Genomic DNA, 13,490 nt, shown 5'->3' with positions numbered 1-13,490 from the left:
CTCTGGTTCGCGCTTCGCGTGGACCACTCGCGACGAAAACGTCTCCAGAGATCGGAGATCTCTGGCAAGTTCTCGGGACGATCGCTCCCGCGAACGTGGGTCAGAAGAGGAATCGCTTGTCCGTCTCCGCGGCGACGTCGACCATCACGAGCTGGGCATCCATGTACTGCAGGGTGTTTTTCATGTCGGCAGTCACCTGGAGCGTGCCGCCCATCACGCCGTCGAGGAGGGACAGATCACCCGAGAGCAGGCGTTTCCACTCCTCGTACTCGCCGGCGATGCGGACGCGGTGCTCGCGCTCGTCGAGTGACTGCATGGTCGCGGTCTCGCGGCAGTCGCCGTCGACCATCTCGAGCCAGGCGAAGACGTGGCCCTCGTCGGTGACGTGGTCGTCGAGTTCGTCGACCAGCGAGTCGAGCACCTCCGGCATGATGTTGCGCAGCCCCGGCCAGACCTTCTCCGGTGACTCGACGAGCGGCGTTTCGAGCAGTTCCGCGGACGCGCGCTCTTGAAGGGTTCCGGTCCGGTTCTCGACGTTCTCCTGGATCTCCTCGGGCGCGGTCTGCATGACGGCTTCGAGCGTGCTGTCGGGGAGCTGTCGGATGGCCTCCCCGAGGTTGCGCCAGAGTTCCTCGGGCAGGTCGTTGACGGCGTTCTCGAAGATCGGCAGGTTCCGGATCTCGAAGACGAAATCGCCGTTCCAGCCGACCCCCCAGCCGTCCATCTCGCGGTCGAGCGCCTCGCTGGCGCACAACCGTTCGGCGTAGGTCTCTAGCCAGGCCGTCGTCGGGAAGTACTCGTCCAGTTCGTAGTAGGTCAGTTCGTCCGCTGGCGTCCCGTGTTGTGTTCCCATGGTCTTCCACCCCGTGATCGTCGCGGGCGGTATCGACCCCCTGATCCGCGATATCGCCCGCCGTTACAGTAGCCAACGCCACGCGCGGCCTAATATGGTTTCGGGTGGCGGTCGCAACCGACTGGCAGCTACACGGCGAGGACGCTTATAGGGCCGAAGCCGCCGGTAGAACGTATGGGGCCCGTACAGGAGGACGAGGGGGACGACCGCGGTTCGGAGCCGGCGGCTCCGCAGTCGGTCCCCGCGCGACTCGAACGCCTGGCGTCCGTCCTGGCCGACTCGGAGTCGCTGGGCATCGTCTGTCACGACAACCCCGACCCCGACTCCATCGCGAGCGCGCTCGCGCTCGAACTGCTCGCCGACGCCTGGGGCGTCCCCGAGATCGAGATCGTCTACGGCGGCTCGATCACCCACCAGCAGAACCGTGCGTTCGTCAACCTGCTCGATCTGGATCTGAAACAGCTCGAGAACACGGATCTCGACGCGTTCGACCGCATCGCCTTCGTCGACCACTCGATCCCCGGCGTCAACAACAGCGTCCCGTCCTCGACGACCGTCGACGTGGTCATCGACCACCACGACTTCCCGGAACCGCCCGATGCCGAGTACGTCGATCTCCGGGACCGCTGTGGCGCGACCGCGTCGATCCTCGTCGGCTATCTCACGGGGAGCGACGTGCCAATCTCCGAGCCGGTCGCGTCGGCGCTGCTCTTCGCCATCCACCGCGAGCGACTGGACTACGTGCGCCACCCGACCGCCGACGAGTACCAGGCCGCGCTCACCGTCTTCCGGCAGGCCGACGTGCCGCTGGTCGAGGAGATGTACGGCTCGTCCTTTACCCCCGCCATGCTCGACGCCATCGGCGAGGCGATCCGGAGCCGCACCATCCGCGGATCGAGTCTGGTCGGGATCGTCGGTCGGACGAACGAGGGCGGTGCGATCCCACAGGCCGCGGACTTCCTCCTCAACCTCGAAGGGATCACGACGGTCCTGGTGTTCGGGCTGGTCGACGGGACCGTCCGGCTCAGCGCCCGTTCGATCGACTCGCGGGTCGACATCGCCGACACGCTCCGGGACGCCTTCGCCGACGTGGGACAGGTCGGCGGCCACGGCGACATGGCCGGCGGGCAGATACCGCTGGGGCTGTTCGCCGACCACGACGAGGACGACCCCGACCTCCTCTCCTTCGCCGCCCGCCGGGTCCGGGGCCGCTTTTTCGACGCGATGCACCTCGACGACGACGGGTGAGCAGTGATTTAGGTGCCGACGCCATACCGGCGGGTATGCTCAGAGACGAATTCGAGGCGGTCGGGGACCGCGACTCCGACGACCTGCTGGCCGCCTACGAGGCGGTCCTCACGGACGTGATCGAGAGCCAGGGTATAGAGACCGTCGCGACCGAGACCGGCATCGACGAGGCGACGCTGTCGGCGCTGGTCGCCGGTGACTCGCCGGACCTGACACTGGAGGAGGCCGCGGCCGTCCTCGCGACCGATCCGGATCGGCCCGACGCGGACTTCCTCGTGGCCGACGCCCGCGATATCCTCATGATGGGGATGAGCACCGCCGTCCTCGACGTGGAGGCGATCCAGTCGGGGATCGACAGCGAACTCGAAGCCAAGGAGATCCAGCAGAAAGTCGAGGGTCGCCACCCGATGACCATCGCCGAGTACGCGCTACTCCACGGATTCATCGAGAGCAAGAAGTGACCATGCGCGTCGTCATCCTCGGATGCGGGTACGTCGGACTGGAACTGGGCCGGCAACTGACCCCGGAGCACGACGTGGTCGGTGTCCGCCGCTCGGATTCGGGCGTCGATGCCATCGAGTCGGCGGGCTTCGAGGCCGTGCAGGCGGACGTGACCGACCCCGCCGACCTGCAGCGGGTCCCCGACGCCGACGCTGTCGTGTTCGCGGCCAGTTCCGGCGGCCGCGGAGCCGAGGCCGCGCGCGAGATCTACGTCGACGGTCTCCGGACGGCGGTCGAGCAGTTCGCCGCCCGCGAGAATCCACCGGAACGGCTGATCTACACCTCCAGCACGGGCGTCTACGGCGACCACGACGGCGACTGGGTGGACGAGGAGACGCCGCTGGAGCCGACGACCGAGAAGACCGAGGTCCTCGCGGAGGCCGAGCGGATCGCCACCGAGGTCGCCGGCGAGAACGGTATCGACGGCACCGTCGCCCGCTTCGCCGGCCTCTACGGCCCGGATCGGTACCGGCTGGAGCGCTACCTCGAGGGGCCGGTGACGGAGGGATACCTGAACATGGTCCACCGGGACGACGCCGCCGGCGCGATCCGGGACCTGCTGGAGACCGACCGCGGCCGCGACGACGCCGTGCTGGTGGTCGACGACGAACCTGTCGCCAAGTGGGAGTTCGCGGACTGGCTGGCCGCCCAGTGTGACCTGCCGGAACCACCCAAACGGACGAAAGCAGAGCGGCTGGCCGACGACTCGCTCTCGGCGGCAGCGCGTCGCCGGATCGAGACGAGCAAACGGTGTTCGAACGACCGACTCCGCGAGTGGGGGTACGAGTTCGCGTTCCCGACCTACCGCGAGGGCTACCAGGCGGCCATCGAAGCCTATCGTACCGCCGAATAGAATCCGAGAAATGGGGGCGTAGCGCCCCTCTATTCGCCCGTATCGGGGTATCGCACAGATGGGGAACATTCATGTTCGTCCAGCGAGACACAACGCGAGTATGCCACTTGCAGCCGCGGGTGGTGTCGGTGTCGATTCGGTCGTCGATACCACCGCGGCGTTCGCCCTGGAAGGCCCACCGCTCGTGGCGGTCGCTGTCGCCACGCTGGTCGCGCTCGCCGTCGTCGCCTGGCTCGTCGTTCGCCTCCGCCGGCCGAAAGGGGCGAAGCTCAAGCGGCTGCTGGCCGCCCGCGACGAGGTGTCGGTGTTGATGCACCCCAACCCGGACCCCGACGCGATGGCCAGCGCCATGGCCGTCCGGACGCTCGCCGAATCCGTCGACACCGACGCGACGATGCAGTACACCGGACAGATCCGCCATCAGGAGAACCGCGCCTTCGAGACCGTCCTCGACCTGAACTTCGAGCGCGTCGAAGACGCCAGCGAACTCACTTCCAAGGAAGTCGTCCTCGTCGATCACAACACACCCAGAGGCTTCTCCGGCGCGGACGGCGTCGACCCCTTCGCCGTCGTCGACCACCACCCCGGTGAGGGCACGGGCTCGGAGTTCACCGACGTGCGCACCGACACCGGCGCCTGCGCCACCATCTGTGCGGAGTACTTCGAGGACCTGGGGTGGGAGACGGTCGACCCCGACGACGAAGTGGGGACCGACCAGCTCCCGACCGACCTCGCCACCGGCCTCATCTACGGCATCCAGGCCGACACCAAACAGCTCACCAAGGGCTGTTCGGCCGCCGAGTTCGGGGCCGCCGCCTACCTCTACGAGGGGATCGACGAGGACATGCTCGACCGCATCGCCAACCCCGAGGTCGACGCCGAAGTGCTGGAGGTCAAGGCCCGCGCCATCACGAACCGCGAGGTCCGCAACGCCTTCGCCTTTGCCAACGTCGGCGAGGTGAACAACGCCGACGCCATCCCGCAGGCCGCCGACGAACTCCTCCGACTGGAGGGCGTCACAGCCGTCGTGGTCGCCGGCGAGAAAGACGGTACCGTCCACCTGTCGGGACGGTCCCGCGACGACCGCGTCCACATGGGCAAGACGCTACGGGCCGCCATCGACGACATCCCGATGGCCGAGGCCGGCGGCCACGCCCGGATGGGCGGCGGCCAGATCTCGCTCGATCACATGGAGGGCCTGGGCCCCTCGACCGGCATCTCGATGCCCGAACTGACGGATCGGCTGTTCGACGCCATGAGCGGCGACATATAGTCGATTTCGGCAATCGTTCCGAGCACTAGTTTTATTCAGCCGAGCCGAAACCCCGAGGTATGCGACGTGACGACGACACGGCAGCGGCCTGGAGGTCCCTGTCGAACGATCGGAGTCGCCGGGAGTACGTACTCGCGCTGGCGGGGCTGGCCAGTGTCGGCCTCGCGGGCTGTTCGTCGGACGACGTAGCTCGGCCCGAGGAGGTGACCGACGGAACCGGCGACGGGACGGACCGCTCCACGGCCGGCGACGGGACCCCGGAGTCCGCCGACCGGACCGGATCGACACCGGGGACAGTCGACGCCGCACTCGGCGAGGTCATCGAGGGCGACCAGCTCGCGCTGGTCGCGTACAGTGTCGAACGGCGAAGACAGGTCGGCCAGTTTACGAGGGCGGACGAGGGCAACGAGTTCGTCGTCGTAGAAATGGCCGCGAAAAACAGGACCAGCGAGGAGTTCATGAACTTCTCGTCGTTCCTGCAGGTGAGTCTGCACGACGACGAGGACTACGAGTACGACCAGACGATAACCGGGAGCGGGGGGTCCCTCGACAGCGGCGAACTCGCGCCCGGTGAGGTCACACGTGGGACCCTCGTGTTCGAGGTTCCCGAGGGAACGAGCGGGCTCGCGCTCCACGTCGACCTCGACCAGTCGATCATCGGATACGACGGGGTAGAGATCGACCTCGCGTCGCGGGGGTCCGGGCGGACACTGACTCAGGACCTGCAGGTCGAGGTGTACGAGACCGGCGACACCCTCGACTACCAGGACACGCGGTTCACGGTCAACAGCGTCCGGACGTCCTCGGGCGAGGGCTTCGCCCAGCCCGACGAGGGCAACGAGTTCGTCCTCGTCGACGTTACCGTCGAGAACACCGGCGACGACGAGTTGACCGTCTCGACACTGCTCCAGATGGAACTGAAAGACGGTCGTGGGCGGACCTACGACATCTCCATCGTGGGAGCGAGCGTGTCCGACCGGGACTTCTCGCAGGGGGACCCGATCCCGCCGGGCGGTCGGCGGCGGGGCGAGGTCGTGTTCGAGGCCCCGGAAGGGATCGACCCGCTGTACCTGGTGATGGACTTCGACGTGTTCGCGGAGGGCGACAAGTCCTTCTTCCAGTTGCGATAGCGCCCGGGACCGCCACACAATAACCGGTGCGGAGCGGCGAAACATCTACCACCCTCTCGTACACAACGTATACGCATGAGTACGATTCGGGTCAGCGAGGAGGTCAAAGAGCGGTTACGGGACCTCAAGCGGGACGACGAGAGTTTCAACGACTTGCTGGAACGGCTCAGCCGGACCGAAAAGGACGTGGAACGGATCGCGGAATCGCTCCCACCCGTCGACGACGAGGAGATCGAACGGATGGACGAGGCACGCGAGCGGTTGAACGAGTCGCTGGAGGAGCGACGGTAGATGATCGCACTCGACAGGGACGTTCTGGTGAAACTCCGAAACTCCGATCCGGCGATTATCCAGCACCTCCAGCAGTACAGCTCCCAGGAGTGGACGATTCCCGCCCACGTCGCCTGGGAGTCGTTTCAGTACCAGACCAATCGGGAGGACATGCAGCAGGAACAACACCGTCTCCAGTCGACGTTCGACCGGATTCTCTCGTTCACCGACGATACGGCCCTCGAAGCGTCCTATCTCGACGAGAAACTCCAGTCCCAGGGCGTCGTCCTCGACGCTGTCGACCTGTTCAACCTCGCAACTGCCTACGCCGAAGGCGGGACCTTCGTCACCCACAACAAGCACGACTTCGACAAAGGGCCGGTTCACTCGCTGGCCGACGTCGACATCGTTCACACGCCGGAGTGACGGTCTCGACTTCGCCCACCCGAGCGGGAGAAAACACTTACCGTGACCACCGCCAGTCGAGTTCGCATGCGTCGCCGTCACGTCCTCGGCCTGCTCGGTGTCGGATTCGGTCTCGGGACCGCCGGATGCTCTTCCGTGAACAGTCCTACAACCCGCACCACAGGTGATCCGACACCGAGCGGACGGTCCTCACCACCCGTATACGACTGCGGCGAGACCAGTCGGCCGACGCTGACCGACGATGTGCGAGAACGCGGCGACTCCGTCGAGCCACTTGAGTATCCCGACGACGGACCGCCGCCGCTGGGTGACGATCAGGCTGTCGTCGGGTACGTCAAACAGTACGAGCATGCCTTAGTGCAGAAGCGAATACGCTCCGAGACCCGCGGACGGGTAACCGGATTCGGGCTGAGCGGCGATGCGCGAACGTTCGACGCACCGCCGGATGCCGCGATCGTCCGGTTCCGGTACAGCTACCATTACGGATTCGAGAACCATGCGGGGAGTACCGTCCACTCCGATTCGCCCACCAACTACGCAACCTACTACGTCGACGAGTCGGTGGTCGTGCGCGCCCACCGGAAGGGGTTTCTGGACGACGAGAAAGAGCAAGCACTGATACCGGACCCATGGGGAAGCGGCGATCCTGTCCAGTGTTTCGACTGAGGAGACGAAAACCGGCCCGCGACCGTCCCGCCTTTACTGCCCGCGCTCCAACCCACGCCCATGGCTACCCGCGAGGCAACCTGGGACTATCGCGACCGCCACCACGAGCGGTTCGCCCGCACCTACTTCCGCTCCTTCGGGAACTGCGTCGTCTCCTCGGTCGGCGTCGGCACCTACCTCGGCGACCCGACCGACGAGGCCGACGAGGACTACCACGAGGCCATCGTCGAAGCCCTCGAATCGGGCGTCAACGTCGTCGACACGGCGATCAACTACCGGTGTCAGCGCTCCGAACGCGTCGTCGGCGAGGGCATCGAGGCCGCCGACGTGGACCGGGAGGCCGTACTGGTCGCGACGAAGGGCGGGTTCGTCCCCTTCGACGGAGAGCGCCCCGCCGACCCGGGCCAGTTCATCCGCGAGGAGTACGTGGAGACGGGACTGGTCGACCCCGACGATCTCGTTCGGGGCCAGCACTGCATCGCGCCCGACTACATCGACGACCAGCTGGATCGGTCGCTGGACAACCTCGGACTCGACACCGTGGATCTCTACTACGTCCACAATCCGGAGACCCAACTCGAAGCGAAGTCCCGGGAGGCGGTCTACGACCAGCTAGAGGACACGTTCACCCGCCTCGAAGAGCGGGCGGCCGACGGGGACCTGCGCCACTACGGGGTGGCGTCCTGGGAGTCGTTCCGGGTGGGACCTGACGACGACAGCTACCTCTCGCTCCCGGAGGTCGTCTCGCGTGCGCGGACGGCGTCGGACCGTGCGGGGACGGACTCGACCCACCTCCGGGCGATCCAGTTGCCCTTCAACGTGTTCATGGCCGACGCGTTCACCGTCGCCGCACACGACGGCGCGGACGGCCCACAGTCGGCGCTGTGGTTCGCCAACGACGCGGGACTGGACGTGTTCACCAGCGCCTCGATCATGCAGGGACGGCTGGCGACGGAGATGCCCGAACAGGTGGAAGCGAGACTCGACGGGGAGACCCGGGCCCAGCGGGCGATCAACTTCGCGCGGAGCGCTCCCGGCGTGACGAGTTCGCTGGTCGGGATGGGATCGCCGGCTCACGTGGCCGAAAACGTCGCGGCGGGTACCTTCCAGCCGCTCGGCGCCGACGCCTTCGACGCGGTCTTCGAGTGACTAGCCGAGTTTCTCCCACTCGCGGTCACAGCTGGGACAGAACCTGACGGTGTTGAGCGCGTCGGGGTCGTTTTTCGTCCCGAGTTGCTCCCCACACTCCGCACAGGTGAGCCGCTCGTAGGTGTCCTTCTCGATGTCGCCCGAGCGTAGCCCCTTGCGGACGGAGTCCATGCCCGACTCTACTGGCGGCCACAGTAAAAAGCCCGTGCTGTCCCGTCTGACGCGCGTTCGACGACGGTGTCTGGACACTGGTCAGGAAGCCGACGCAGGGACGAGAACGGCGGCTTTTTTCGGGGGCAGGCCCAACGACGGGCCGATGGAATACGTTCAGGAGCGGGTGGCGACGCTCCACGCGTTCGAAGACCGGGTTCCCGAGGCCCCCACGGAGAACGCCGCAGTCGTGGTCCCACTGACCGAGCGGGAACACGCCAGCCTCGCGGCCGAGCGCGTGCTGACGACGCTGGATCGGGTCGACCCTGCCCGCGTGATCGTCGCGCTCCGGGCGAGCGAGGAGCGGGTCGACACCGTCGCCCGCTGGCTCGACTCCTTCGAACTCGGCCCCGAGGTCCTCTGGTGTAACGCCCCGGAGGTCCGGGACGCCATCGGCGAGCACGGGTTGAACGGTCCGGCCGGGAAGGGCCGGGACGTGTGGCTGGCGCTCGGGCTCGCAGCCCAGGAGGAGTACGTCGCGGTCCACGACGCCGACGCGACGACCTACTCGCGGGCTCACGTCCCACGCTTGCTCTTCCCGCTCGCCCACGGCTACGACTTCTCGAAGGGCTACTACGCTCGCGTCGAGAACGACCGGCTCTACGGCCGCCTCTTTCGCCTCTTCTACACGCCGCTGGTCCGGGCGCTCGCCGAGACGGACGACGCGCCGGTCGTCGACTACCTGGCGAGTTTCCGCTACGCGCTGGCCGGTGAGTTCGCGGCCACGAGCGACCTCGCCCGCCGCCTCCGGGCCCAGCGGGGCTGGGGGTTGGAGGTCGGGACGCTCGGCGACGCCTTCGCGACGGCCGGCTTCGACGGCACCGCACAGGTCGACCTCGGCCGGCACGAACACGACCACCGGGCGGTCGGCGGCCCGCAGGGTCTGGGCGATATGTGTCGCGAGGTCGCGACCGCCCTGTTCCACGCCGTCGAGGATGCGGGCCTCGACCCCGACTACGACCGACTCCGAGAACGCTACCGGGAGACAGCGGACGAACTGGTCGACCAGTACGGGACCGACGCGGCGTTCAACGGGTTCGCGTTCGACGCTGCCGGCGAGCGCGAGCAGGTCGACACCTACGCCGAGGCCGTCGCGCCGCCCGCCGAGGACACCAGGCTCCCCGCCTGGGACGAGACGGATCTCGACCCCGGCGCGGTCGAACGGGCCGCCCGGCGGGGGCTCGACCGCGCGACCGATCGGTAGCCCTGCGCCAGAGTAAAGAGGGTGCCACTCGCCGGTCGGAGCATGGACGTGACGGGCGACGAACTGGCAGGGATCGTCGACCTGTTCGACGCGCTGACGGCCGACGAACTCCGGCGGGCGCTGGTCGAACTCGCCTACCGGCAGGGCGAGGAACTGGATCCGAGTGCCTTCGACGGCGATATCGCGGCCGCCCTGGAGACGTACCACCTGGTCGCCTTCGAGCCGGCGGACGCGGACGATCCGTGGCTGGTCCCCGGACCGGTGGCGTTCCCGGAACTCCCGGAGAACGCGACGGATCTGCCACACATGCTGGACGTGCCGGCCCGCTCGGTCGACCGCGACCGGATTGGGGCGGCCGCCGAAGAGAAATTCCGGTCGGACACGGCCGAGGCCGTCGCCGACGAGAACGAGGCGCGCATTCGTGAACTGCTGGACGTGAGTTACGAACTCGAAGTGTGGGGTCCGGTGGACCTCGCGTCGGCGCGTGAACGACTCGACGATGCGTTAGCATGACCCACGTGAGCGAGTGACCCCGGGTAAATTAAGAGCGCGCGGGACCACATGGGGGGTATGGACCTGGAGCGGGTCGGGAACTTCCGGGCGACCGGAATAAGCGACGAGGAGCGCGAGGCCGCCGTGCTCGCGCCGATCATCACCCGCGACAGCGGCGAACACTTGCTTTTCACCAAACGGGCGGACCACCTCGGGGAGCACCCGGGCCAGATGAGCTTCCCCGGCGGTGGTCGCGAGCCAAGCGACGCCGATCTGGAAGCGACCGCGCTCCGTGAGGCCAACGAGGAGATCGGCCTGAACCCCGACGAGGCCGACATCGTCGGCCGCATCGACGACATCAGTACCGTAACCAGGTACTCCGTCCGGCCGTTCGTCGGAACGATCCCCGACAGGGAGTACACGCCCGACGAGCGTGAGGTCGCCGAGATTGCCGTCCTCGCGGTCGACGACCTCACCGATCTGGACAACTACGAGTCCGAGCGCCGGGACCACCCCCACTATGGCGACATCCGTCTGCACTTCTTCAACGTCGACGGCTACACAGTCTGGGGCGCGACCGCACGGATTCTGGTGCAGTTGCTGGAACTCACGACCGACTGGGAGATGCCACCGGAAGTGGATCGAGAGGTGGATCCGGACGCGGACCTCCCAATGTAGCGGCCGGCGGACGCGAATCGAGGTACGCGTTCGGAGGATGCGGACCGCCCGATGTAGCGAAACAGGAACGACAGCGTTTTGCGGGCCACTCCCACACTGGCGCACAACGGGCCGCGGGGACGCGGCCGATCGAGAGTATGGTGAGCGAGAGTGTGCTGGCGAGGACGAGCATCGACGCGGTGGCGCTGAAACCCACGGCGGTCGACGTCTCACGAGCAGCGTCGCTCCCGGTCGACGCGATCGGGGACTACGCCGCCCGTCGGGAACCGGTCCTGGTGAGGGGCAGCCTCGACGCGCTCGGACGATGAGTGTCGGTCGGGCCCGCGCGGCCGGTGTCGTCGGCGTCGTCGGCCTCGTCCTGACGGTGGTGGCCGCCGTCCTCGAAACGTCGCCGGGACTGGCCGCCGCGGCCGCCCGGGCGGCCGATCTGTTCGTCTACGTCTCCTTCAGGATCGCCGCCGTCACCGTGTTCTGTCTCGGATTCGCGGTCATCGTCTACTCGGCGTACCACCAGCGCCGGGGGAGTGTCGACGAGGCGGTCGCTCGCCGGATCGCCTACGGCGTCGCGGCCGTCCTCGCGCTGTCGCTTTTCTTCCCCCTCGTCGTGCTGGACGACCTCGTCGTGCTGGCCGGCATCGCGGTGGAATGGGCCGGGATCGACATCCCCGAGCTGCTGCTGCTCTACGCGAGTTTGGCGCTATTCGGCACGTTGACGCTGGTCGGGCTGGTCGACGCCGTCCGCCGACGCCGGTAAGTGCGACCGGGCCGGAGAATCTGTAATGACCGACTCGGTAGCCGTCGTCGGCGGCGGCGCGGTGGGTGTGACCGCCGCCCGCGAACTCGCCGCCCGCGGCGCTGACGTGACGCTGTTCGAGCGCGGCGATATCGCGAGCGAGAGCACTGGCCGCGCGGCCGGGATCTGCTACGACGCCTTCGCCGGCCGGACCGACGCGGCCGTCGCCGCGCGGGCGATGAACCGCTTCCGCGAACTCGCGGCCGAGACCCGATTTTCCTTCCGCGAGCGCCCCTACGTCTGGCTCGCCCGCGACGGCGACGAGCGGAAAGCGGAGGCCATCCGCGAGCAGGTTCCCCGGATGCGCGAGCGTGGCCGGAACGTGGACCTGCTCGACGCCGCCGACCTGCGAGCGGAGTTTCCGACACTGGCGACCGACGACGTGGCCGTGGCGGCCGTGGCGTGGGACGCGGCCTGTGCCGACCCGGCCGAGTACGCCGCAGTCGTTGCAGAGCGTGCCGCGGACGCTGGCGCGACGATCCGGACCGACACCGAGGTCGGTGTGACGAGCGATCCCGCGGTCGTGACCTCCGATGGAACGGTTGATTTCGACGCGGTGCTGGTCGCAGCCGGCGCACACGCCCGACCGTTGCTGGCCGAGGCCGGCGTCGCCGTGCCGATCAAGGCCTACCGGGTGCAGGCGCTGGTGACCGAGCCGATCCCCGGGGGCGAGGGCCTGCCGACGCTGTACGACGCGTCGGGGGAGTTCTACGTCCGACCGCGTGACGGCGGGGTACTCGTCGGCGACGGCGTCGAACGGCGGGACTTCGACCCCGACGACTGGGACCGGACGGCCGACGACGCCTTCGTCGAGGGCGCACTGGAGCGGATCGACGTGTCGCTGGCACCGGATGTGGACCGTCCAGACGGTTTCGACAGAGCCTGGGCCGGACTCTGTACCGCCACGCCGGACCGGGACCCGCTGGTCGGCGAGGTGGAACCTGAACTGTTCGTCGCGGCGGGGTGGCACGGCCACGGGTTCATGCGCGCGCCGGCGCTGGGGCGGACGGTCGCCGGTGAGATTCTGGGCGACGACGGCATCGCCGCGTTCGACCCGACGCGGTTCGACGGAGACGAACAGTTCCCGGTCGTCGAGGGGATGACCGTCGAGTAATCAGGCCTCGGGTGCGTCGGTGTCTTCGGTCGTCTCGGTGGATTCCTCGATGTCTTCGATGTCGGTCGACTCCGCTTCGACGTGCATCTCGCTTTCGTCACCGTCCTTGGGGATACGGACTTCGAGAGTCCCGTTGCGTCGGAGGGTGGCGTCGGCCTCGTCGGGGTCCACGGCGGCGTCCTCGGGGAGGCTGACGCGGCCGTCGAGCGAGAGACCCCGACCGGGGACGAGCATCTCGAACCCCTCGTAGAAGTCCCGGAAGCGGTCGATCCGGACCTCGACGGCGTCGTCGTCGAATCGGACCTGCACGTCGCTGCTGGTCGCGCCGGGCGCGTCGAACACCGCGAGGAAGGCGTCCTCGGATTCGAGCAGGTCGACCGGGAGCGGGCGGCGCTCCTGAACGCGACTGGCCGCGCGGCCGACGGTCTCCATGACCGTGTTGCCGAGCGAGCGACCGAGTTCGCGGATCATAGTTCGATCTCCTCCAGACAGTCCGTCCCGCCGCAGTAGGGACAGGAGAAGTCCGTGACCCCCACGTCGTCGGGCATGTCGTAGGTGTAGTGCATCTCGAACATGTCGAGTTCGCAGTCCCCGCTCGTGCACGTGACTTCGAGCGTTTTGGGCATACCC

Annotated in this window: 19 protein-coding genes; 15 read left to right on the top strand and 4 right to left on the bottom strand. The window is 67.7% G+C overall.

From position 1 onward, the window contains the following. Window positions 1-100 precede the first annotated feature (100 nt). Window positions 101-853: a hypothetical protein gene (locus BV210_RS04490; RefSeq protein ID WP_077205485.1), complete on the bottom strand. Its 753-nt coding sequence runs from the start codon at window positions 851-853 to the stop codon at window positions 101-103. 174 nt (window positions 854-1,027) lie between these two features. Here BV210_RS04490 and BV210_RS04485 point away from each other — a divergent pair, with 174 nt between their 5' ends. From BV210_RS04485 to BV210_RS04445, 9 genes are all read left to right on the top strand, one after another. Further along, complete coding sequence (locus tag BV210_RS04485) at window positions 1,028-2,101, top strand: bifunctional oligoribonuclease/PAP phosphatase NrnA (RefSeq protein ID WP_084802558.1); 1,074 nt, start codon at window positions 1,028-1,030, stop codon at window positions 2,099-2,101. 35 nt (window positions 2,102-2,136) lie between these two features. Continuing rightward, a complete protein-coding gene (locus tag BV210_RS04480) occupies window positions 2,137-2,562 on the top strand; it encodes a DUF5791 family protein (protein WP_077205484.1) in 426 nt (141 codons plus the stop codon). A 2-nt stretch (window positions 2,563-2,564) separates the two neighbouring features. Further along, window positions 2,565-3,455, top strand: coding sequence for an SDR family oxidoreductase (locus BV210_RS04475; protein ID WP_077205483.1), 891 nt, complete (start codon window positions 2,565-2,567; stop codon window positions 3,453-3,455). Between the two features lie 100 nt (window positions 3,456-3,555). Then, on the top strand, window positions 3,556-4,728 hold the full coding sequence (locus BV210_RS04470) for a bifunctional oligoribonuclease/PAP phosphatase NrnA (protein ID WP_084802557.1): 1,173 nt from the start codon (window positions 3,556-3,558) through the stop codon (window positions 4,726-4,728). A 59-nt stretch (window positions 4,729-4,787) separates the two neighbouring features. After that, window positions 4,788-5,858 carry a DUF4352 domain-containing protein gene (locus tag BV210_RS04465; RefSeq protein WP_077205481.1) on the top strand — a complete coding sequence of 357 codons (1,071 nt, stop codon included), beginning with the start codon at window positions 4,788-4,790 and terminating at the stop codon, window positions 5,856-5,858. A gap of 75 nt (window positions 5,859-5,933) precedes the next feature. Then, on the top strand, window positions 5,934-6,149 hold the full coding sequence (locus tag BV210_RS04460; protein ID WP_077205480.1) for an antitoxin VapB family protein: 216 nt from the start codon (window positions 5,934-5,936) through the stop codon (window positions 6,147-6,149). Beyond that, window positions 6,150-6,554: a type II toxin-antitoxin system VapC family toxin gene (locus BV210_RS04455; protein ID WP_077205479.1), complete on the top strand. Its 405-nt coding sequence runs from the start codon at window positions 6,150-6,152 to the stop codon at window positions 6,552-6,554. A 243-nt stretch (window positions 6,555-6,797) separates the two neighbouring features. After that, window positions 6,798-7,220, top strand: a complete 423-nt coding sequence (locus BV210_RS04450; protein ID WP_157525804.1) for a hypothetical protein — start codon at window positions 6,798-6,800, stop codon at window positions 7,218-7,220. 60 nt (window positions 7,221-7,280) lie between these two features. Continuing rightward, entirely contained in the window at window positions 7,281-8,369 is a 1,089-nt protein-coding gene (locus BV210_RS04445) for an aldo/keto reductase (protein WP_077205477.1), read from the top strand. Here BV210_RS04445 and BV210_RS20180 read toward each other — a convergent pair whose 3' ends face one another. Then, the gene (locus BV210_RS20180) at window positions 8,370-8,540 is read right to left on the bottom strand and encodes an HVO_0758 family zinc finger protein (RefSeq protein WP_172824873.1); all 171 of its coding nucleotides are present in this window, start codon (window positions 8,538-8,540) and stop codon (window positions 8,370-8,372) included. It lies immediately after the preceding gene. Window positions 8,541-8,685: 145 nt separating this feature from the next. Between BV210_RS20180 and BV210_RS04440 the strand changes: the two genes are divergently transcribed. The 6 genes from BV210_RS04440 to BV210_RS04420 all read left to right on the top strand — a co-directional run bounded on the left by BV210_RS04440 (window position 8,686) and on the right by BV210_RS04420 (window position 12,860). Beyond that, a complete protein-coding gene (locus tag BV210_RS04440) occupies window positions 8,686-9,783 on the top strand; it encodes a glycosyl transferase family 2 (RefSeq protein ID WP_077205476.1) in 1,098 nt (365 codons plus the stop codon). A gap of 42 nt (window positions 9,784-9,825) precedes the next feature. Continuing rightward, complete coding sequence (locus BV210_RS04435; RefSeq protein ID WP_077205475.1) at window positions 9,826-10,296, top strand: hypothetical protein; 471 nt, start codon at window positions 9,826-9,828, stop codon at window positions 10,294-10,296. Between the two features lie 57 nt (window positions 10,297-10,353). Continuing rightward, window positions 10,354-10,953 (top strand): CoA pyrophosphatase, encoded by a 600-nt coding sequence (locus tag BV210_RS04430; protein ID WP_077205474.1) that lies wholly within the window; start codon window positions 10,354-10,356, stop codon window positions 10,951-10,953. Between the two features lie 137 nt (window positions 10,954-11,090). Next, window positions 11,091-11,261, top strand: a complete 171-nt coding sequence (locus BV210_RS19690) for a hypothetical protein (protein ID WP_157525802.1) — start codon at window positions 11,091-11,093, stop codon at window positions 11,259-11,261. Further along, entirely contained in the window at window positions 11,258-11,707 is a 450-nt protein-coding gene (locus BV210_RS04425) for a hypothetical protein (RefSeq protein ID WP_077205473.1), read from the top strand. Before BV210_RS19690 ends, BV210_RS04425 begins: the two co-directional genes overlap by 4 nt. A 25-nt stretch (window positions 11,708-11,732) precedes the next feature. Then, a complete protein-coding gene (locus tag BV210_RS04420) occupies window positions 11,733-12,860 on the top strand; it encodes an FAD-binding oxidoreductase (protein WP_077205472.1) in 1,128 nt (375 codons plus the stop codon). Here the strand turns inward: BV210_RS04420 and BV210_RS04415 are convergent, their stop codons facing one another. After that, window positions 12,861-13,331 (bottom strand): Hsp20/alpha crystallin family protein, encoded by a 471-nt coding sequence (locus tag BV210_RS04415; RefSeq protein ID WP_077205471.1) that lies wholly within the window; start codon window positions 13,329-13,331, stop codon window positions 12,861-12,863. Continuing rightward, a complete protein-coding gene (locus BV210_RS20175) occupies window positions 13,328-13,486 on the bottom strand; it encodes a hypothetical protein (RefSeq protein WP_172824872.1) in 159 nt (52 codons plus the stop codon). Before BV210_RS20175 ends, BV210_RS04415 begins: the two co-directional genes overlap by 4 nt. Between the last annotated feature and the right edge of the window lie 4 nt (window positions 13,487-13,490).

Origin of the sequence: Halorientalis sp. IM1011, from assembly GCF_001989615.1 — an archaeon.
Taxonomy (GTDB): Archaea; Halobacteriota; Halobacteria; order Halobacteriales; family Haloarculaceae; genus Halorientalis.
Note: the sequence above shows the minus strand (reverse complement) of the source record. Positions and strands in the feature narration are given on the sequence as shown.

Coding starts and splice junctions, on each gene's coding strand:
- BV210_RS04470 (WP_084802557.1), top strand. CDS start 3,556: ATGCCACTTGCAGCCGCGGGTGGTGTCGGTGTCGATTCGGTCGTCGAT.
- BV210_RS04440 (WP_077205476.1), top strand. CDS start 8,686: ATGGAATACGTTCAGGAGCGGGTGGCGACGCTCCACGCGTTCGAAGAC.
- BV210_RS04480 (WP_077205484.1), top strand. CDS start 2,137: ATGCTCAGAGACGAATTCGAGGCGGTCGGGGACCGCGACTCCGACGAC.
- BV210_RS04485 (WP_084802558.1), top strand. CDS start 1,028: ATGGGGCCCGTACAGGAGGACGAGGGGGACGACCGCGGTTCGGAGCCG.
- BV210_RS20175 (WP_172824872.1), bottom strand. CDS start 13,486: ATGCCCAAAACGCTCGAAGTCACGTGCACGAGCGGGGACTGCGAACTC.
- BV210_RS04445 (WP_077205477.1), top strand. CDS start 7,281: ATGGCTACCCGCGAGGCAACCTGGGACTATCGCGACCGCCACCACGAG.
- BV210_RS20180 (WP_172824873.1), bottom strand. CDS start 8,540: ATGGACTCCGTCCGCAAGGGGCTACGCTCGGGCGACATCGAGAAGGAC.
- BV210_RS04415 (WP_077205471.1), bottom strand. CDS start 13,331: ATGATCCGCGAACTCGGTCGCTCGCTCGGCAACACGGTCATGGAGACC.
- BV210_RS04460 (WP_077205480.1), top strand. CDS start 5,934: ATGAGTACGATTCGGGTCAGCGAGGAGGTCAAAGAGCGGTTACGGGAC.
- BV210_RS04430 (WP_077205474.1), top strand. CDS start 10,354: ATGGACCTGGAGCGGGTCGGGAACTTCCGGGCGACCGGAATAAGCGAC.
- BV210_RS04455 (WP_077205479.1), top strand. CDS start 6,150: ATGATCGCACTCGACAGGGACGTTCTGGTGAAACTCCGAAACTCCGAT.
- BV210_RS04425 (WP_077205473.1), top strand. CDS start 11,258: ATGAGTGTCGGTCGGGCCCGCGCGGCCGGTGTCGTCGGCGTCGTCGGC.
- BV210_RS04420 (WP_077205472.1), top strand. CDS start 11,733: ATGACCGACTCGGTAGCCGTCGTCGGCGGCGGCGCGGTGGGTGTGACC.
- BV210_RS04435 (WP_077205475.1), top strand. CDS start 9,826: ATGGACGTGACGGGCGACGAACTGGCAGGGATCGTCGACCTGTTCGAC.
- BV210_RS04475 (WP_077205483.1), top strand. CDS start 2,565: ATGCGCGTCGTCATCCTCGGATGCGGGTACGTCGGACTGGAACTGGGC.
- BV210_RS19690 (WP_157525802.1), top strand. CDS start 11,091: ATGGTGAGCGAGAGTGTGCTGGCGAGGACGAGCATCGACGCGGTGGCG.
- BV210_RS04465 (WP_077205481.1), top strand. CDS start 4,788: ATGCGACGTGACGACGACACGGCAGCGGCCTGGAGGTCCCTGTCGAAC.
- BV210_RS04490 (WP_077205485.1), bottom strand. CDS start 853: ATGGGAACACAACACGGGACGCCAGCGGACGAACTGACCTACTACGAA.